Origin of the sequence: Achromobacter sp. NPDC058515, from assembly GCF_042721735.1 — a bacterium.
In the GTDB taxonomy this organism is placed as follows: Bacteria; Pseudomonadota; Gammaproteobacteria; order Burkholderiales; family Burkholderiaceae_B; genus Achromobacter.
In genome coordinates, this window is record NZ_JBHXNI010000010.1 from 64,336 (window position 1) to 81,847 (window position 17,512).

17 protein-coding genes are annotated in these 17,512 nt (G+C 66.1%); 4 read left to right on the top strand and 13 right to left on the bottom strand.

Going from position 1 to position 17,512, the window contains the following annotated elements:
* Positions 1-6: 6 nt before the first annotated feature.
* From ACFWP0_RS17935 to ACFWP0_RS17950, 4 genes are read right to left on the bottom strand one after another with little or no spacing between them, the layout of a single operon-like run.
* Positions 7-993, bottom strand: a complete 987-nt coding sequence (locus ACFWP0_RS17935; RefSeq protein ID WP_377844548.1) for a beta-ketoacyl-ACP synthase III — start codon at positions 991-993, stop codon at positions 7-9.
* Positions 993-2,060, bottom strand: coding sequence for a phosphate acyltransferase PlsX (plsX, locus tag ACFWP0_RS17940; protein ID WP_377844239.1), 1,068 nt, complete (start codon positions 2,058-2,060; stop codon positions 993-995). The genes ACFWP0_RS17935 and plsX overlap by 1 nt, the downstream gene beginning before the upstream one ends.
* A 59-nt stretch (positions 2,061-2,119) precedes the next feature.
* Positions 2,120-2,302 carry a 50S ribosomal protein L32 gene (gene rpmF / locus ACFWP0_RS17945; protein WP_006223822.1) on the bottom strand — a complete coding sequence of 61 codons (183 nt, stop codon included), beginning with the start codon at positions 2,300-2,302 and terminating at the stop codon, positions 2,120-2,122.
* Between the two features lie 52 nt (positions 2,303-2,354).
* Positions 2,355-2,993, bottom strand: a complete 639-nt coding sequence (locus tag ACFWP0_RS17950; protein WP_377844550.1) for a YceD family protein — start codon at positions 2,991-2,993, stop codon at positions 2,355-2,357.
* Between the two features lie 153 nt (positions 2,994-3,146).
* Between ACFWP0_RS17950 and ACFWP0_RS17955 the strand changes: the two genes are divergently transcribed.
* The 3 genes from ACFWP0_RS17955 to ACFWP0_RS17965 are packed head-to-tail and all read left to right on the top strand — an operon-like array spanning position 3,147 to position 5,244.
* Complete coding sequence (locus ACFWP0_RS17955) at positions 3,147-3,749, top strand: Maf-like protein (protein ID WP_377844240.1); 603 nt, start codon at positions 3,147-3,149, stop codon at positions 3,747-3,749.
* Positions 3,746-4,456 carry an SAM-dependent methyltransferase gene (locus tag ACFWP0_RS17960; RefSeq protein ID WP_377844242.1) on the top strand — a complete coding sequence of 237 codons (711 nt, stop codon included), beginning with the start codon at positions 3,746-3,748 and terminating at the stop codon, positions 4,454-4,456. The genes ACFWP0_RS17955 and ACFWP0_RS17960 overlap by 4 nt, the downstream gene beginning before the upstream one ends.
* A gap of 2 nt (positions 4,457-4,458) precedes the next feature.
* Positions 4,459-5,244, top strand: coding sequence for an N-acetylmuramoyl-L-alanine amidase (locus tag ACFWP0_RS17965; RefSeq protein ID WP_377844244.1), 786 nt, complete (start codon positions 4,459-4,461; stop codon positions 5,242-5,244).
* A 10-nt stretch (positions 5,245-5,254) separates the two neighbouring features.
* On the opposite strand, the gene msrQ is transcribed toward ACFWP0_RS17965, so the two are convergent.
* From msrQ to ACFWP0_RS17985, 4 genes are all read right to left on the bottom strand, one after another.
* Positions 5,255-5,905: a protein-methionine-sulfoxide reductase heme-binding subunit MsrQ gene (gene msrQ / locus ACFWP0_RS17970; RefSeq protein ID WP_377844245.1), complete on the bottom strand. Its 651-nt coding sequence runs from the start codon at positions 5,903-5,905 to the stop codon at positions 5,255-5,257.
* Between the two features lie 8 nt (positions 5,906-5,913).
* Positions 5,914-6,876: a protein-methionine-sulfoxide reductase catalytic subunit MsrP gene (gene msrP, locus ACFWP0_RS17975; protein WP_377844552.1), complete on the bottom strand. Its 963-nt coding sequence runs from the start codon at positions 6,874-6,876 to the stop codon at positions 5,914-5,916.
* A gap of 105 nt (positions 6,877-6,981) precedes the next feature.
* Positions 6,982-7,644: an HAD family hydrolase gene (locus tag ACFWP0_RS17980; protein WP_377844247.1), complete on the bottom strand. Its 663-nt coding sequence runs from the start codon at positions 7,642-7,644 to the stop codon at positions 6,982-6,984.
* A 1-nt stretch (position 7,645) separates the two neighbouring features.
* Entirely contained in the window at positions 7,646-8,608 is a 963-nt protein-coding gene (locus tag ACFWP0_RS17985) for an RluA family pseudouridine synthase (protein WP_377844248.1), read from the bottom strand.
* A 523-nt stretch (positions 8,609-9,131) separates the two neighbouring features.
* Here ACFWP0_RS17985 and ACFWP0_RS17990 point away from each other — a divergent pair.
* Complete coding sequence (locus tag ACFWP0_RS17990) at positions 9,132-12,218, top strand: Rne/Rng family ribonuclease (protein ID WP_377844249.1); 3,087 nt, start codon at positions 9,132-9,134, stop codon at positions 12,216-12,218.
* A gap of 147 nt (positions 12,219-12,365) precedes the next feature.
* Here ACFWP0_RS17990 and ACFWP0_RS17995 read toward each other — a convergent pair whose 3' ends face one another.
* The 5 genes from ACFWP0_RS17995 to argE form a co-directional block, all read right to left on the bottom strand.
* Positions 12,366-12,914, bottom strand: coding sequence for an acyloxyacyl hydrolase (locus tag ACFWP0_RS17995; RefSeq protein ID WP_377844250.1), 549 nt, complete (start codon positions 12,912-12,914; stop codon positions 12,366-12,368).
* Positions 12,915-13,191: 277 nt separating this feature from the next.
* The gene (accD, locus tag ACFWP0_RS18000) at positions 13,192-14,067 is read right to left on the bottom strand and encodes an acetyl-CoA carboxylase, carboxyltransferase subunit beta (RefSeq protein ID WP_377844251.1); all 876 of its coding nucleotides are present in this window, start codon (positions 14,065-14,067) and stop codon (positions 13,192-13,194) included.
* Between the two features lie 36 nt (positions 14,068-14,103).
* Complete coding sequence (gene trpA / locus ACFWP0_RS18005; RefSeq protein WP_377844253.1) at positions 14,104-14,967, bottom strand: tryptophan synthase subunit alpha; 864 nt, start codon at positions 14,965-14,967, stop codon at positions 14,104-14,106.
* A 4-nt stretch (positions 14,968-14,971) separates the two neighbouring features.
* A complete protein-coding gene (trpB, locus tag ACFWP0_RS18010; protein WP_377844255.1) occupies positions 14,972-16,171 on the bottom strand; it encodes a tryptophan synthase subunit beta in 1,200 nt (399 codons plus the stop codon).
* Positions 16,172-16,290: 119 nt separating this feature from the next.
* Complete coding sequence (argE, locus tag ACFWP0_RS18015) at positions 16,291-17,442, bottom strand: acetylornithine deacetylase (RefSeq protein ID WP_377844256.1); 1,152 nt, start codon at positions 17,440-17,442, stop codon at positions 16,291-16,293.
* Positions 17,443-17,512: the final 70 nt, after the last annotated feature.

A 17,512-nucleotide genomic window follows, 5' to 3' on the forward strand; every position in this document is an offset into this window, starting at 1 on the left:
GCACCCTTACATGCGGGCCAGTACCGAGCCCCAGGTGAATCCGCCGCCTACGCCTTGCATCAGGATGAGCTGGCCCGGCTTGACGCGGCCATCGCGGCGCGCGGCATCCAGCGCCAGCGGCACGCTGGCCGCCGACGTATTGGCGTGGCTGTCGACGGTAATGACGACTTTCTCGACCGGCACGCCAAGCTTGCGGGCCAGGAAATTCAGGATGCGCACATTGGCCTGATGCGGGATCAGCCAATCGACGTCGGCGACTTCGATGCCGGCTTCGGCGCAGGTGTCGCGCGCGGAGCGGTCCAGCACGGTGACGGCCTGCTTGAAGACGGCCTGGCCGTCCATGCGCAGGAACGGGTCTCCCGTCACGTCGCCATAGGCCACGTTTCCGGCCGCGCTGAGGATCTTCATCTGGCTGCCGTCGGCATGCAGTTGCGCGGCAAGGATGCCGGGCTGGTCGGAAGCCTTCAGCACCACGGCGCCGGCGCCGTCGCCGAACAGCACGCAGGTGCTGCGGTCGTTCCAGTCCAGGATGCGCGAGAACACTTCCGCGCCGATTACCAGCGCGCAGCGGGCGCGGCCCGCGCGGATGAAGCTGTCGGCGGTGGTGAGCGCATAGACGAAGCCGCTGCAGACCGCCTGCACGTCGAAAGCCGCCGAGCCCTTGGCGCCCAGGTTGGCCTGCACCAGGCAGGCCGTGCTGGGAAACACGAAGTCCGGGGTGGACGTGGCCACGACGATGAGATCGACTTCGGAGGCGTCCACGCCCGCATCGGCCAGCGCGCGGCGCGACGCCTCGGTGGCGAGCTGGCTGGTGGTGACGCCACGCTCGGCAAGGTGGCGCTGGCGGATGCCCGTGCGCTCGACGATCCATTCGTCGGAGGTGGCGATGTCGCGCGTCGCCAGCTCCGCTGCCAGTTCGTCATTCGAAACCACGCGTTCCGGCAGGAAGCTGCCGGTGCCCGCGATCACGGAATATTTCATTGCGGTATCCATCAAGCGGTGTCCCCAGCCACGTTTGGCGACGACGCCGAAGGGCCATCGCCTGATTGAACGCGCTTGGTAATTTGCGCTACCGTCTGAGCGGTGCGCTCCAGCAGTTTACTCACTACGGCTTCGCGGGCTCGTTGCAACGCAAAACCGAAGGCGTAAACGTCCGCGGAACCATGGCTCTTGATGACCACGCCACGCAGGCCCAGCAATGCGGCGCCGTTGTAGCGCCGGTTGTCGACCCGGTTACGCAGGCGGTTCAGCACCGGCCTGGCCACCGCGCCGGCCAGCAGCGTGATCAGATTGCGTTTGAACTCTTCGCGAATGACACTGGACAGCATCTTCGCCAGCCCTTCGACGGACTTGAGCACGACATTGCCGACGAATCCGTCGCAGACGACGACGTCGACCGTGCCCTTGAAAATGTCATTGCCTTCGACGTTGCCGTAGAAGTTCAGCGGGCTGCCGCGCAGAAGCTCGGCGGCTTCCTTGACGACTTCATTGCCCTTGATGACTTCTTCGCCAATGTTGAGCAAGCCCACGGTGGGGTTCTCGCGATGGTCCACCGCCTGCGACAGCGCGGCGCCCATGATGGCGAATTGCAATAGGTGCTCGGCCGTGCAGTCCACGTTCGCGCCCAGGTCCAGCACCGTGGTGGCGCGGCCCGTCTGGTTCGGAATGGACGTGGCGATCGCGGGGCGGTCTATGCCGTCCAGCGTCTTGAGCACGTAGCGTGAAATGGCCATCCAGGCGCCGGTGTTGCCCGCGGAAACGCAGGCGTCGGCGCGCCCGTCCTTGACGGACTGAGCGGCCAGGCGCATGGAGGAGTCTTTTTTGCGGCGCAGGGCGACCTCGACAGGGTCGTCCATGGTGACGACTTCGGAAGCCGCCACGATTTCCATGCGATCCCGCGCCACGTTGCGATGCTCGGAGAGCGCCGCTTCGATAGCGTCGGGAAGCCCGACCAGCAACAGCCGGGTATCCGGAAATTGCCGGGCGAACTCGATCGCAGCCGGAATCGTGACGGGCAGACCGAAGTCTCCGCCCATACAGTCTATGGCGATGCGTATCACGGGTGCCAGGTATCAGCGCTCAGCCGAGTTGGTCCGGGTACGAGTTCGGCCCGGGGGCCTTATTCGTCGGCCTTGGTCTTCAGGACCTTGCGGCCGCGATAGAAACCGTTCGGGCTGATGTGGTGACGCAGGTGCGTTTCACCGGTGTTCGGCTCGATGGCCGTCGACGGGCTCACCAGAAAATCGTGCGAGCGGTGCATACCGCGCTTGGAGGGGGACTTCTTGTTTTGTTGAACGGCCATGATGACTCCTAGAAACGGGGCGCATTGTACGCGATGCGGCCCGATGTTGATCTCAATCTTTGTGCTTCAGTTGTTCCAGCACCGCAAACGGCGACGGACGCTTGACAGCGGGCCCCTCTTCAGGAGCTTCACTGACTTTGGCCTGCGCGCCCGGGCATACATCATGCTTGGGCACATACGGAATGCTCAGAATGAGCTCATCTTCGACCTGGGCCAGCAGATCAAAACGATGCGATCCCACCACCTTTTCAGGCAGATGGGGCGCAGAATTCCTTCCTTCGCCTTCGTCGTCCTCGTCGTCGTAACCGTCGCCTTGTTCAGCAACGGAAGAACCATCGTCGAGGTCGTCTTCAGATTTGACCAATTGCAGCAGGACTTCGCTATCGACCGGATACGCAAACGGAACATTGCACCGTTGACATACAACGACCGGATTTGCCTGCACACGCAGATGCAAGAGCGGCTGACCCAGCAATAAGCCGGTCTTGCCCTCTTCGCCGCGCACGGACCATGTCACCAGACCGGCCTCGCCCAGCGGTTGTTCAGGCAAGCCTTCAACCACCCGGGCAAGCCGCAGCAATGCGATGGTGCCCTGCGCCTGCTTGCCCAAACGGGCATAAGCGTAAGCATCAATGCGGGTAGGATCTACCTGCGCATCTGCTTTAACATTTACTTTTGCATCCGCAGCCATTTCCGCAGCGACATTCTTCCCTGCACCTGCCGATCCGCCCGAGTTGCGGCTTGCGCCGTCAGGCAATCCCTTGGGTGTCATGTTGATGTTCCTGCAAAAATGCCGCAAAACGTTAGATAATACTGTGACTTACGTATCACCGTCAAATCCCGCATGCCTCTGAAGCCTAGCCTGATCCTCGCGTCCAGCTCGCGTTACCGCAAAGAACTGCTGTCGCGCCTGCGCCTGCCCTTTACGGCGATTTCCCCCGATGTAGACGAAACGCCACAGCCCGGCGAAACGCCCGAAGCGCTGGCCCTGCGCCTGTCCGTGGCAAAGGCCATGGCGGTGGCGGCCAATCACCCCGGCAGCATCGTGATCGGATCGGATCAGGTGGCCACCGTGGACGGCACGCCCATCGGCAAACCGGGAGACTTCGCGCGCGCCCAGGCGCAACTGCGCGCCCTGTCGGGCCAGACCGTGGAATTCCACAGCGCCCTGGCGGTTACCGACGGGCTGCGCGTGGAAAAGGCCGACATCATCACCCGCTGCCGCTTCCGCCAACTGCCTCCCCACTCCATCGACGCCTATCTGCGCGCCGAAGAACCCTACGATACCGCAGGCAGCGCCAAGGCGGAAAGCCTGGGCATCGCCCTGATGGAAAGCATGCAGAGCGACGACCCGACCGCCATCATCGGCCTGCCGCTGATCGAGCTGACGCGCATGCTGGCCCGGTTCGGCCTGGATCCGCTGGACGCGCCGGGAGCGCCCGCATGAGCGGCGCCCTGCACCTGATACCCGTCGGCCTGGGCGACGCCCCGCCCGAGCGCTGGCTGCCCGCCGAGGTCCGCGCCCTGGCCGGCCGGCTGGACACGTATATCGCCGAGAACGCCAAGACGGCCCGCGCCTTCCTGAAGCTCGTCGGCACCACCCGGCCGCTGCAGGAGATCACGGTCCACACCCTGACCGACAAGGTCGACGCCGCCCAGATCAAGACCTGGCTGGCGCCGGTTGCGCAGGGAGGGGAGATCGGGCTGGTTTCCGAGGCTGGCTGCCCCGCCGTGGCGGATCCCGGCGCCAAGGTGGTCGCTGCGGCGCACCGCATGGGAATCACCGTCAAGCCCTGGGTCGGCCCCTCCTCCATCCTGCTGGGCCTCATGGCCAGCGGCCTGGACGGCCAGCGCTTCGCCTTCCATGGCTACGCCCCGGTGGACCCCGCCGAACGCGCCAAGCAGCTGCGCGCCTGGGAGCAGCACTCGGCCAAGCACAACCAGACCCAGCTGCTGATCGAAACCCCCTACCGCAACGCCGCCATGTTCGCCACGCTGCTGGCCAGCCTGAAGGCGGACACGCAACTCTGCGTGGCCCGCTCGGTGACGACGGCCGACGAATGGGTCGTCACGCACACCGTCGCCGATTGGAAAAAGCTGCCGGCGCCCCAGCTCGACAAGCTGCCCACGCTGTTCCTCTACCTGGCCCGCTGATCATGTTTCGCCTTATCGCCACACTGCTGGCCGCGGCAGTCCTGGCCGGCTGCGCCGCGCGCGGCCCCGCCGGGCTGGACCTGGACACCTCGGTCACGGCCGTCAGCCAGAGCAGCCGAGTCCGCTACGTGGTGGTGCACTACACCACCGTGGACGACGTCCGGTCGATGCACCTGCTGTCCAAAGGCAAGGTCAGCTCCCACTACCTGGTGAACGATGCCGGGCGCGCCTATCGGCTGGTCGACGAGAACCGCTCCGCGTGGCACGCGGGCGCCGCCTCCTGGTACGGCAACATCGCGATGAACAGCACTTCCATCGGCATCGAGGTCGTGAACCCGGGCTGGACCGAGGGCGAAGACGGCAAGCCGCTATGGCATGCCTACAACGACCGCCAGGTGCGCGCGCTGACCATCCTGCTGCGGGACATCATCCAGCGCCACGGCATCGCGCCCGAGAACGTCGTGGGCCACAGCGACATCGCGCCGCAGCGCAAGGTGGATCCGGGCCCGCTTTTCCCGTGGAAGACGCTGGCCGAGGCCGGGATCGGCCGCTGGTATAACGAAGCAGGCGCCGCCGAGCACCTGGCGCGGCTGCAGGCGGAAGGCACGCCCGACGTGGCCTGGTTCCAGAAGCAGCTGCAGCGGCTGGGCTACGCCTGCCCTCAGGACGGCACGCTGGACCGCGCCACGATCAACACGCTGGCGGCATTCCAGATGCACTACCGCCCAGCGCTGCACGACGGCCAGCCGGACGCGGAAACGGCGGCCATCATGCTGGCGATTCTGTAAGGCGCCGGCGCTAGGGCCGGCGCTTCCACCACGCCACCACGCGCCAGCCCAGCAGCACGGCAAGCACCGCGGCGTACAGCGCGGGCTGCGCCAGGTCGTTCTTGCCGGCCTTGTGCCACCAAAAATGCACGATCGCCAGCAAACCGATGGCGTAGACGGCCCGATGCAGGGTCTGCCAGCGCTTGCCGAGCTTGCGCATGGCCCACTGCGTCGAGGTGGCGGCAAGCGCCGTCATGAGCACGAAGGCGGAAAATCCCACCATGATGAAGGGACGTTCGGCGATATCCTTCAACATTCCCGCCGGATCAAAGCCACGGTCCCACCAGACCCAGGCCATGAAATGCATGGAGCCGTAGAAGAAGGCGAACAGCCCGCACATGCGGCGCACGCGCACCAGCGCCGGCTGCCCCGTCAAGCGGCGCAACGGGGTGATGCCCAGCGTGACAAGCAGGCAGACCAGGGTCCAGGTGCCGGACGAGCGGGTCAGGAATTCGACCGGATTCGCCGTCAGGCCGTTGTTCACCCCCAGCCAGACCCAGCGCGCAAACGGCGCCAGCCCCAGCAGGAACAAGAGGGGCTTGAAACGCCCGACCGTCCTGGCGGAAATCTGCGCCTTGCGCGGCGGCGCGGCCGGAGCCGCCTGCGGAGCACCTGCGGACATGGGCTGCCTCAGTAGTTCGCTTTCAGGTCCATGCCCTGGTAGAGCGAGGCCACCTGCTCGCCATAGCCGTTGAACATCAAGGTCTTGCGCTTGGGACTGAACAGGCCGTCCTCGCCGATGCGGCGCTCGGTGGCCTGGCTCCAGCGGGGATGGGCCACATTGGGATTCACGTTGGCGTAAAAGCCATATTCCTGCGGCGCGGCCTTGATCCAGGACGAGACCGGCTGCTTTTCCACCAGGCGGATCTTCACCAGGGACTTGGCCGACTTGAAACCGTATTTCCAGGGCACGGCCAGCCGCAGGGGAGCGCCATTCTGGTTGGGCAGCACCCGGCCATAGACGCCGAAAACAAGCATGGCCAGCGGGTTCATGGCCTCGTCGATGCGCAACCCTTCCACATAGGGCCATTCCAGGATCGCCGTGCGCACGCCGGGCATGTTCTCGCGCTGCACGGCAGTCACGAACTCCACGTACTTGGCGTTGCCGGTGGGCTCCACCTGCTTGAGCAGCGCCGACAGCGAATAGCCCACCCAGGGAATGACCATCGACCAGCCTTCGACGCAGCGCAGCCGATACACGCGCTCTTCCATCGGCGCCAGCTTGAGCAGCTCTTCGATGGAGAACGTGCGCGGCTTGCCGACCTCGCCCTCGACGCTGACGGTCCAGGGGCGCGTCTGCAACTTGCCGGCATTGGCGGCCGGATCGCCTTTATCGACGCCGAACTCGTAGTAATTGTTGTAGGACGTGACGTCAGCCAGCGAGGTCTGCTTGTCCATGACGCTGAACGCGGGGCTGGCCGTGCCCGGCAGCGCGCCCGCGTCCTGGGCGAAGGCGCTGCGGGCCGCCCAGCCCGGCAAGCCCACGGCGGCGGCCGCCAACCCGGCGCGCAGCATCAAGTCGCGGCGCGAGCGCCATACGGCCTCGGGAGTGATCTCGGACGGGACAAAATCGTCGGGCTTGCGTATCAGCATCATGGTCTCCGGTATGGCGCCCGCAGGGTCATGGGCGCGCCCTGCGCAACCCATGGACGCCGGACAACCCCATAATATTCCGCGCCGACGTCCAGCGCATGAAGGCTAGATGCCCGCGCCGACCCGGGGCAACAGCCATTCGCGCATCAGCGGCACGCTGTCGAGCACGGCTTGCGGCGCACAACCCTGAAGTTCCTTCATGGTATGCGCGCCGTACGTGACGCCCAAGCCATGCACGCCGGCGTTGGCCGCCATCTGCAGATCGTGCGAGGTATCGCCCACCATCACCACGCGGGCCGGATCCACGTCCAGCTCCTGCATCAGCTCGTGCAGCATCGCGGGATGGGGCTTGCTGAAGGTTTCGTCGGCCGTGCGAGTGGCATCGAACAGCGGGCCCAGGCCGGTGGCGGCCAGCGCGCGGGTCAGGCCGACGCGGCTCTTGCCGGTGGCGACGGCCAGCCGCACGTTCTGCCCTGCCAGTTCCGTCAGCAATTCCTGCACACCCTCGAACAGGCGCAGCTCGGGGTCGCGCAGCAGATAGTGAGTGCGATAGCGCTCAAGAAAGCGCGGCAGCATGGCTTGCGTGAGGTCCGGCACGGCCCGACGCAGGGCGCTTTCCAGGGACAGGCCAATCACCCAGCTCGCGTCGGACGCCGACGGCACCGCCAGTTCCAGGTCGCGGCAAGCGCCCTGGATGGCGGCCACGATGCTGTGCGTGGAATCCATCAGGGTTCCATCCCAGTCAAAAACGACCAGTGAATACGACATATCAGACCGACTCCAGTAATTTCAGTATGTTCCGGCACGCAGGCGGCAGCTCGGCGGTAAGCGTCATGACCTCGCCCGTCAGAGGGTGGGCCAGGGTCAATTGGTGGGCGTGCAGGAACATGCGGCCGAACCCCTGGCGCGCAAAGTGTGCGCGCACCTCGTCGTGGCCGTACTTGTCGTCGCCCACGATGGGAAAGCCGCTGGCCGCCAGGTGCACCCGGATCTGGTGCGTGCGCCCCGTGCGCAGCTCGGCGTCCACCAGGCTGTAGCCGCCGAACCGCTGCTTGAGCGTGACGATGGTATGCGCCGTCTGCCCGTCCGGATCCACCTTGACGCGGCGCTCTCCGGACTGCGTAGTCCATTTGGACAGGCCCAGCTTGATGTGCTGGCGGTCATTGACCCAATCGCCCTCGACCAGCGCCAGGTAGTGCTTGTCGCTCTTGCCCTCGCGCAGCATGGCGTGCAGCGCAAGCAGCGCGCTGCGCTTCTTGGCCACCATGAGCAGGCCCGAGGTCTCGCGGTCCAGCCGGTGCACCAGTTCCAGGAACTTGGCCTCGGGCCGGGCGGCGCGCAACTGCTCGATCACGCCGAAGGACACGCCGCTGCCGCCATGGACCGCCACGCCGGCGGGCTTGTCCACCACCAGCATGGCGTCGTCTTCGAACACGACGGGAAATTCTGCGCCGGGCACCGGCCGGGGCTTGCCCGGGTCAGGCAGCCGCAAGGGCGGGATGCGGACGATATCGCCTTCCACGATGCGGTAGTCGACGGAGATGCGTCCCTTGTTTACTCGCACCTCGCCGCCACGGATGGCCTTGTAGATATGCGTTTTGGGGACGCCCTTGCACAGCCGCATCAGATAGTTGTCGAGGCGCTGGCCGGCATGCTCGGCGCCGACCTCCACCATTCGGACGGCGGGGGCGGCTTTAGAGGAGGATATGGGGGAGGAAGTTTCTTTGCGCATTGCGGAAAGCGACATATAATCGGGACAGCCTTAAGGGGCTGAACTAGCCGCCTGGCGTAGAGATGCAACTTACACGCAACTCCGTCGAGCGCGCGGGCCGCCATTGTACTGCCTGCTCATTCAACCCCTGGGTCTCTTGGTCGCCGGCGCAACCGCGCCCTGCCGGATAGTGGTGTGGCATTCATTTTGCCCGCTGTCCCAGCAGGTCCGTTGCATGCCGCAAGCGGCTCTGAAGCACTGCAAGAATCGTCGCATATTTAAAGCACCAGCTGCGTGTAGGCAACCAATCCGACCGCAGCTGCCGTTCACAGCAATTTTTCCGTCAAACCACATTCAGTGAAGCTGACCCTCCTGCTGACAGAACCCCGTGCCCCACGGCACGACGTGCCCGCCTGACCCGCGGCGGATACGCCTGGGCGCCGCCCAGGTACGGTCCGCATTTCTTGCCCGCTTCAGCCGCAGCCCGAGTGACCCGAGGTCACGCGCCGATATCGGCGCGTCATGACAACGGAGAAACCCTCTCATGAAGCGCATGCTGTTCAATGCGACGCATCAGGAAGAATTACGCGTCGCTATCGTCGATGGGCAAAAACTCATCGACCTCGACATCGAGACTGCCGGCCGCGAACAACGCAAAGGCAATATCTACAAAGGTGTCATCACCCGGATCGAACCCGGCCTCGAAGCCTGCTTCGTCAACTATGGCGAAGACCGTCACGGCTTTCTGCCCTTCAAGGAAGTTGCCCGCAGCTTCTTCAAGGAAGGCGTGGATGTCCGTAGCGCCCGCATCCAGGACGCCCTGCGCGAAGGCCAGGAACTGATCGTCCAAGTCGAAAAGGAAGAACGCGGCAACAAGGGCGCTGCCCTGACCACGTTCATCTCGCTGGCTGGCCGCTATCTGGTCCTGATGCCCAACAACCCCCGTGGCGGTGGCGTTTCGCGCCGCGTCGAGGGCGAGGACCGCCAGGAACTGCGCGACACCATGGAGCAGCTCGAACTGCCCCAGGGCATGAGCATCATCGCGCGCACGGCCGGCATCGGCCGCAACGTCGAAGAGCTCCAGTGGGACTTGTCCTACCTGTTGCAGCTGTGGACGGCCATCGACGGCGCCGCGCGCGACAACTCCGCGCCCATCCTGATCTATCTGGAATCCAGCCTGGTCATCCGGGCCATCCGCGATTATTTCTCGCCGGAAATCGGCGAGATCCTGATCGATACCGACGAGATCGCCGACCAAGCCACCGCCTTCATGAGCGTGGTGATGCCGGACAACGTCCAGCGCGTCAAACGCTACCGCGACGATATCCCGCTGTTCTCGCGCTTCCAGATCGAACACCAGATCGAAACGGCCTACTCGCGCACCGTACAGTTGCCCTCGGGCGGCGCCATCGTGATCGACCACACCGAAGCGCTGGTTTCCGTCGACGTCAACTCGGCCCGCTCCACGCGCGGCGCCGACATCGAGGAAACCGCGCTGCGCACCAACTCGGAAGCGGCCGACGAAGTGGCCCGCCAGTTGCGCTTGCGCGACCTGGGCGGCCTGATCGTCATCGACTTCATCGACATGGAAGACAGCAAGAACCAGCGCGCCGTTGAACAGCGCCTGCGCGATGCTCTCCATTTCGACCGCGCCCGCGTCCAGATGGGCAAGATCTCGCGCTTCGGCCTGATGGAACTGTCGCGCCAGCGCCTGCGTCCGGCCCTGAACGAAGGCTCGCACATCACCTGCCCGCGCTGCAACGGCACCGGCGTGATCCGCGACGCCGAGTCCAGCGCGCTGCACGTGCTGCGCCTGCTGCAGGAAGAGGCCATGAAGGAAAACACCGCGGCGGTCCACGCCCAGGTGCCGGTCGATGTGGCCACCTACCTTCTGAACGAAAAGCGCGCCGACATCACCAAGATGGAAGCCCGCCTGAAGGTCAACCTGATGCTGATCCCCAACAAGCATCTGGAAACGCCGCACCACCACATCGAGCGCCTGCGCCACGACGATCCGCGCCTGGAAGAACTGAAAACCAGCTTCGAGCTGGTTGAAGCGCCGGCCACGGATGCGCCCTGGCAGCCTCGCGAAAGCGAAATCAAGGCTCGCCCGGAAGCGCTGGTCAAGGGCATCACGCCTTCGCAGCCCGCTCCGGTCTCGACGCCCGCAGCGCCCGTTGCCGCCCCCGCCGCTCCCGCGGCGGCAGGCGGCCTGGGCGGCCTGTTCAAGCGCCTGGTCGGTTGGCTGACCGGCAGCGCCGAACCCGCCAAGCCCGCCCCCGCCGTCCAGGAAGACAGCGCCAAGCGCGCCACTTCCGGCCGCGGCAAGGGCCGCGGCGGCCATGACGGCCAGGAACGCCGTGGCGAGCGCCATGGTTCGGACCGCAACCGCAACCGTCGCGGCGAATCGCGCGGCGAAGGCGCCGAGGGCAGCGAAGGCGGCCGCCACCACGTGCGCGGCAACCGCCGCGCCGAGGGCGAGCGCGGTGAACGCCAGGAACGCGGCGAACGCCACAACCGCAACGAAGCCCGCGGCGAGCGCGACACCCAGGCCACCCAATCGGCCCTGGCGTCCAGCCACCCCGAGCATGCGACGGAACTCAATGGCGAAGACACGGGCGCCGGCCGCAACCGCCGCCGCGGCCGCGGCCGCAACCGCCGCGAGGAAGGCCAGAGCGACGCGCCGATGAGCGAACAGGAAAGCATGGTCGCGGCGCTGGCCCAGACCGTTGCCACCGCCCTGCCCGACTCCAAGCCGTCCGCTGAGTCCGCGCAGGACGCCGATGCCGCCGAGCTCACCGCCGATGGCATCCCGACCGCCGAAGGCGCCGAAGGCGCAGCCGATCCGGAACGCAAGCGCCGCCGCCGCCGCAGCCGCCGCGGCCGTCGCAGCCAGGACGAAGCTGGCCTGGCCGGCAGCGACGAGCGCCTGGAAGACGGTTCCGACGACGACGCCGGCGAGCAGGCCGAAGGCGTAGCCGCCCAGCCCGCCCAAGCCGCTGAGCAAGTGGAAGCCCCCAAGGCCGAAGCCGCTCCGGTGCAGGTGCAAGAGGCGCAAGCCGCGCCGGCTCAGGCCGAGGAAGTTGCCGCCCAACCGGTCCAGGCCCAACAGGTCGAAGCCCAAGCGGCTGAAACCCCCAAGGCCGAACCCGTGCAGGCCGCCGCTGAACCCGTGGCCCAGCCCGTGCAAGCCGCTGCCCCCGAGGCGACGCAACCGGTCTCCGTGGAACCCGCCCAGGCCTCGGCCCCGGCCGCGCCCGTGGAAACCCCGGTGCAAGCTCCGGCCGTGGAACCCGTGGTCGAGGCCCCCGTGGCCCCCGCCGCCCCCGCGCCCGAAGTGGCAGCCGCTCCGGCGGCCCCCGCCGCCGCTCCGGCCCCGGCCCCCGTGGCTCCGGTCGCCGCGCAGCAGCCCATCGTGATGCCCGCAGCGGCGCCGTCGGCCAAGGCCCAAGCCCTGCACGAGGTGGTCAACGCCGCCGGCCTGCAATGGGTGGAGACCGATCCGGACCGCCACGCGCAGACGCAGTTGCGCATCGCCGCAGCGCACACCCCGACCCGCCTGGGCCGCGAGCGCAAGCCCGTGGCAGCAGTTTCCAACGAGCCGCTGGTTCAGGTCGAAACGCACCACTAAGCCGCAAGCCTGAAGAAGCCCCCGTCTCATGACGGGGGCTTTTTTTATGAACGGACGCCACGATCGCGATCCGGGTCCCGGTCCATAACGTCCGGGCGAAAAAAAGCCCTCGTTCCCGAGGGCTGCCTGCTTCTGTTCGCGGTGGAATCAGAACTGGTACGTATAGGTGAGCTGCACCACATCCAGGCCCGGGTTCGGGCGCTTGATGCTGGCATTCGAGAAGTGCGAATAACGCACGCCGATGCGGTTGTTGGGCGTCAACAGGAAGCCCAGGCCAACGTGATCGCCAAACTGGAAGGCGGTGCTGATGTTCTCGTTGGCGAAGCGCGTGCTGGAGAAGAGCGTGGCGCCAATGCCTGCCTCGATGTAGAAGCGCTCGCCGGTCCACCAGCGGAACATCGGGATGGCGTTGAATTGCCAGACATGGCCCGGCGAACGCGAGCCGTCAGCCTGCCAGTAGGACGCGCCCAGTTCGGGCGTCAGGTCCAGCCGGCCCCAATTACCGCCAAAGTGATAGGTCCAGACCGAGGGAGTTTCGTAGTTCAGCGTCAGGCGCTGGTAGTGGTCGCCAATGCCGTAGTGGAGGCTCACGCCGCCTTGCGTGCCTTCTGACGACTGGGCGCTTGCCATCGTGGCGGCTCCGGCCAGAGCCAAGCCGGCAAGGCGCGTGAGCATTTTCTTCTTGGTCGACTGCATTGGATAACTCCGTATATTTCAGGACTAACCGGCAACATAGCAAAATCCGGGCCAGATGGATCGGCCTTGTAGCAATAAGGCAACATACCCGCGTGAAAAACACTGTTCCGAAAAACGCATGTTGCGAGCGTGATCGGACTCTTCCATGTCCCCGCGAGGGCAAGCCGCGCATCTGGCAACGTTCCAACGAAAATGCCGCCTGCAACCTGCAGGCTGCCGACGGCATCTTCCGCGCGCCCGGCGGCCATGTGGCGGCGCCGGGACGGCAAAAGCTTGATCAGGCCGTGACCACGTCCGCAGGCTGATTGTTCAACAGCGCCAGCAGGCGCGCGATTTCCTCGCGCAACTGGCGGCGGTCGATGACCATGTCGATCGCGCCCTTCTGCAGCAGGAACTCGGCGCGCTGGAAGCCTTCGGGCAGCTTCTCGCGCACGGTCTGTTCAATCACGCGCGGGCCGGCAAAGCCGATCAGCGCCTTGGGCTCGGCAATGACTACGTCGCCCATGAAGGCAAAGCTGGCCGACACGCCGCCCATCGTGGGGTCGGTCAGGACGCTGATGAACGGCAGGCCGGCCGCCGACAGGCGGGTCAGCATGGCGTTGGTCTTGGCCATCTGCATAAGCGACAGCAGGCTTTCCTGCATGCGCGCGCCGCCGGAAGCGGCCACGCAGATGAACGGCGTCTTGTTGTCCAGGGCGGCCTGCGCGCCGCGCGCAAAGCGCTCGCCCACGACCGAGCCCATGGACCCGCCCATGAATTCGAATTCAAAGCAGGCCAGCGTTGCCGGCACGCCGCGGATCGAGCCGCTCATGACCACCAGCGCATCGGACTCGCCCGTTGCCTTGACCGCCTCTTGCAGGCGCTCGGGGTACTTGCGCGTGTCCTTGAACTTCAGCGTATCGACCGAACGCGTGGTCTGGCCGATTTCAACGCGGCCTTCCATGTCGAGCAGCGAATCGATGCGGGCGCGGGCCCCGATACGCATGTGGTGATCGCACTTGGGGCAAACGTGCAGGTTGGCCGCCAAGTCTTCGCTGTACAGCACCGATTCGCACGACGGGCATTTCACCCAAAGGCCTTCGGGAACGCGGCGGGCGCCGCTGTCGCTGGTTTTATTGATGCGAGGAGGCAGGAGTTTATCGATCCAGCTCATTGATTTTTCATCCCGTGTGAGGTCGCACCCGGCCGCTCAGGCCGACGCGTTTTCTCGTTTTACTTGATCCAGCGCTAGCCGGATGGTGCGCAGCCAGCCGCTGGCTGCGGCGACTGCGGCGTCGGTTTTCTGGGCAGCGGGCGCATTCGCGACCGCCTGCTCCATGGTTTCAATCAGTTTGCTGCCGATGACGACCGCATCGGCCACGCGCGCCACGCGCTGGGCGTTCTCGGCATCGCGGATGCCGAAGCCCACGCCGACCGGAATGTTGCGCACATGGCGGCGAATCACGGCCACGCGCTCGGCGACGTCGTCGGTGTTCAGGGATCCCGCGCCGGTCACGCCCTTGAGCGACACATAGTAGACGTATCCGCGGGCCACTTCGGCGACCGCCTTGATGCGCGCTTCGGTGGATGTCGGGGCCAGCAGGAAAATGGGCGCAATGCCGTGCTCGCCCAGGGTGGCGGCGAACTCGATGATTTCTTCCGGCGGATAGTCCACGACCAGCACGCCGTCCACGCCGGCCTCTTCGGCCCTGCGGGCGAATTCGGCCTGGCCCATGCGTTCGATCGGGTTGGCGTACCCCATCAGGACCACCGGGGTGGAGGCATCGCGCTGGCGGAATTCAGCCACCAGGTCGAGCACCCGGGGCAGACCCACGCCCTGCGCGATGGCGCGGTCGGCGGCGCGCTGGATCACCGGGCCGTCGGCCATGGGATCGGAAAACGGCACGCCCAGCTCGATGACATCGGCGCCGGCCTCGACCAGCGCGTGCATCAGGGGAACGGTGGCGGCAGGCGTAGGATCGCCTGCCGCAATGTAGGGAATCAGCGCCGCGGCGCGGCCGGATTCGGCGGTGCGCGCAAATGCGGCGGCGATACGATCGGTGCGAGTTGTCATGGTGTTAGAGCTCGATACCGGCGCGTTCGGCGACGGTATGCATGTCTTTGTCGCCGCGGCCCGACAAGTTGACCAGGATGACGGCGTCGCGGGGCAGCGTGGCCGCCATCTTCACGGCCTGGGCGATGGCGTGGGACGATTCCAGCGCCGGCATGATGCCTTCGATGCGGCAGCAGTCATGGAAGGCCTTCAAGGCTTCCTCGTCGGTGATGCCGACGTATTCGGCGCGGCCGGAATCCTTGAGCCAGGCGTGCTCGGGACCGACGCCGGGGTAGTCCAGGCCGGCGGAGACCGAATGCGTTTCCTGGACCTGGCCGTCCGCATCCTGCATGACGTAGGTGCGGTTGCCGTGCAGCACGCCCACCTGGCCCGCGGCCAGCGATGCGGCGTGCTTGCCGCTGTCCATGCCCTCGCCCGCTGCCTCGACGCCGATCAGGCGCACGTTTTCGTAGGGGATATAGGGATGGAAGATGCCCATGGCGTTGGAGCCGCCGCCCACCGCCGCCACCACGTAGTCGGGTTGGCGGCCGATGGCCTCGGGCATCTGCGTCAGGCATTCATTGCCGATGACGGTCTGGAAGTCGCGCACCATGCGGGGGTAGGGATCGGGGCCCGCCACCGTGCCGATGATGTAGAACGTGTTTTCGATGTTGGTGACCCAGTCGCGCATGGCTTCGTTCAGCGCGTCCTTCAGGGTGCGCGAACCGGAAGTGACCGGCACCACGGTGGCGCCCAGCAGCTTCATGCGGTAGACGTTCGAGGCCTGGCGGCGGATGTCTTCGCTGCCCATGTACACCACGCATTCCATGCCGTAGCGCGCCGCCACCGTGGCCGAGGCCACGCCGTGCTGGCCGGCGCCGGTTTCGGCGATGACGCGGGGCTTGCCCATGCGCTTGGCCAGCAATGCCTGGCCAATGCAGTTGTTCACCTTGTGGGCGCCCGTGTGGTTCAGGTCTTCGCGCTTGAACCAGATCTGGGCGCCGCCCACCAGCTCGGACCAGCGGCGGGCGTGGTAGACCGGGCTGGGCCGGCCGACGAAATGCTTGAGTTCGTAGTTGAACTCTTCCAGGAAGGCGGGGTCGACACGGTAATGGTCGTAGGCCGCGCGCAGCTCGTCGAGCGCGTGCATCAGCGTTTCCGCCACGAAAACACCGCCATAAGGGCCGAAATGGCCCTTGGCATCCGGAAAGTCGTAAGGTTTCACCAAGCATCTCCCCCGGGCATCGCGGCAAGCCACTGCCGGCCGCAAATCCGGTTTGCAACCCGTCATTTTACCTGACGCGGGCGGCGACCGGGCGCCGGGCCCGGCTGCCCGCGCAACTCTTAGAGAGACTGCCCCATGCGGCGCAGGAAGGTCTCGCACGAGGCCAGCTGGTCCAGCGCGACATATTCGTTGGGCTTGTGGGCCTGTTCGATGTGGCCAGGACCGCAGACCACCGTCGGGATGCCGATGCCCTGGAACAGGCCGGCCTCGGTGCCGTAGGCCACCTTGCGGGTGGCGCGGTCCTCGGTCAGGGCGCGCACCAGCTGCGTGATGGCGGCCTCTTCGGAGGCTTCCAGGGCGGGCGCGGCGGCGCCGGTCTCGATCTCGATGCTGGCGCCGTCGAACTCCGCCTTCATGCGCGGCAACAGCTCTTCGCGCACGTATTTTTCGACTTCCGCCTGGATCTCGTCGGGCTGCATGCCCGGCAGGTTGCGGAATTCATAAGTGAATTCGCACAGCTCGGGGATGGTGTTGACCGCGATGCCGCCCCGGATCTGGTTGGTGGTCATCGTGGAGAACGGCACGTCGTAGAACTGGTCGTACGGGCCATTGGCCTTGAAGCTGTCGGCCAGGTCGCGAATGCGGCAGATCAGGCGGGCGGCGTATTCGATGGCGTTGCAGCCGCGAGGCGTCAGCGACGAGTGCGCCGCCTTGCCATGCACCTTGCAGCGGAAAAGGTTGATGCCCTTGTGAGCCACCACCACCTGCATGCCGGTGGGTTCGCCCACCACGCAGCCCTCGGGGCGGATGCCGCGTTCGTGCAGGTCGGCCAGCATGTAGGGCGCGCCGGCGCAGCCGACTTCCTCGTCGTAGGAGAACGCCAGGTGGATGGGCTTCTTGCGCGGCATGGCCAGGAATTCCGGCACCAGCGCCAGCGATCCGGCGATGAAGCCCTTCATGTCGCAGCTGCCGCGCCCGTAGAGCAGCCCGTCTTTTTCGACGAGCTTGAACGGATCCGTGCTCCAGTCCTGGCCATCCACGGGCACCACGTCGGTATGGCCCGACAGGACGATCCCGCCCTGCTGGTTGCCGTCCTGCGCGGGCAGGGTGGCGAACAGATTGGCCTTGGTGCGCTCGGGGTTGTGCGCCAGCCATGCCTCGACCCCCTGGCCCTTGAGCCAATCACGGACGGTTTCGATCAGGGCAAGATTGGAATTGCGGCTGGTGGTGTCAAAGCCAACCAGCGTTTCCAGCCAGGTGCGCGCATTCATGGTCACAACTCTCTTGGGGAAAAAGAGAAGTGTAAAGCCAGGAAGCGCCCGCGTCTCGGACGGCCGGGCG

Bases quoted from the DNA above. Each gene is read 5' to 3' on its own strand.
- rpmF (WP_006223822.1), bottom strand. From the start codon at position 2,302: ATGGCCGTTCAACAAAACAAGAAGTCCCCCTCCAAGCGCGGTATGCAC.
- ACFWP0_RS17955 (WP_377844240.1), top strand. From the start codon at position 3,147: ATGCCTCTGAAGCCTAGCCTGATCCTCGCGTCCAGCTCGCGTTACCGC.
- ACFWP0_RS17985 (WP_377844248.1), bottom strand. From the start codon at position 8,608: ATGCGCAAAGAAACTTCCTCCCCCATATCCTCCTCTAAAGCCGCCCCC.
- ACFWP0_RS17990 (WP_377844249.1), top strand. From the start codon at position 9,132: ATGAAGCGCATGCTGTTCAATGCGACGCATCAGGAAGAATTACGCGTC.
- ACFWP0_RS17960 (WP_377844242.1), top strand. From the start codon at position 3,746: ATGAGCGGCGCCCTGCACCTGATACCCGTCGGCCTGGGCGACGCCCCG.
- trpA (WP_377844253.1), bottom strand. From the start codon at position 14,967: ATGACAACTCGCACCGATCGTATCGCCGCCGCATTTGCGCGCACCGCC.
- ACFWP0_RS17980 (WP_377844247.1), bottom strand. From the start codon at position 7,644: ATGTCGTATTCACTGGTCGTTTTTGACTGGGATGGAACCCTGATGGAT.
- ACFWP0_RS17950 (WP_377844550.1), bottom strand. From the start codon at position 2,993: ATGGCTGCGGATGCAAAAGTAAATGTTAAAGCAGATGCGCAGGTAGAT.
- msrP (WP_377844552.1), bottom strand. From the start codon at position 6,876: ATGCTGATACGCAAGCCCGACGATTTTGTCCCGTCCGAGATCACTCCC.
- msrQ (WP_377844245.1), bottom strand. From the start codon at position 5,905: ATGTCCGCAGGTGCTCCGCAGGCGGCTCCGGCCGCGCCGCCGCGCAAG.
- accD (WP_377844251.1), bottom strand. From the start codon at position 14,067: ATGAGCTGGATCGATAAACTCCTGCCTCCTCGCATCAATAAAACCAGC.
- ACFWP0_RS17995 (WP_377844250.1), bottom strand. From the start codon at position 12,914: ATGCAGTCGACCAAGAAGAAAATGCTCACGCGCCTTGCCGGCTTGGCT.
- argE (WP_377844256.1), bottom strand. From the start codon at position 17,442: ATGAATGCGCGCACCTGGCTGGAAACGCTGGTTGGCTTTGACACCACC.
- ACFWP0_RS17935 (WP_377844548.1), bottom strand. From the start codon at position 993: ATGGATACCGCAATGAAATATTCCGTGATCGCGGGCACCGGCAGCTTC.
- ACFWP0_RS17965 (WP_377844244.1), top strand. From the start codon at position 4,459: ATGTTTCGCCTTATCGCCACACTGCTGGCCGCGGCAGTCCTGGCCGGC.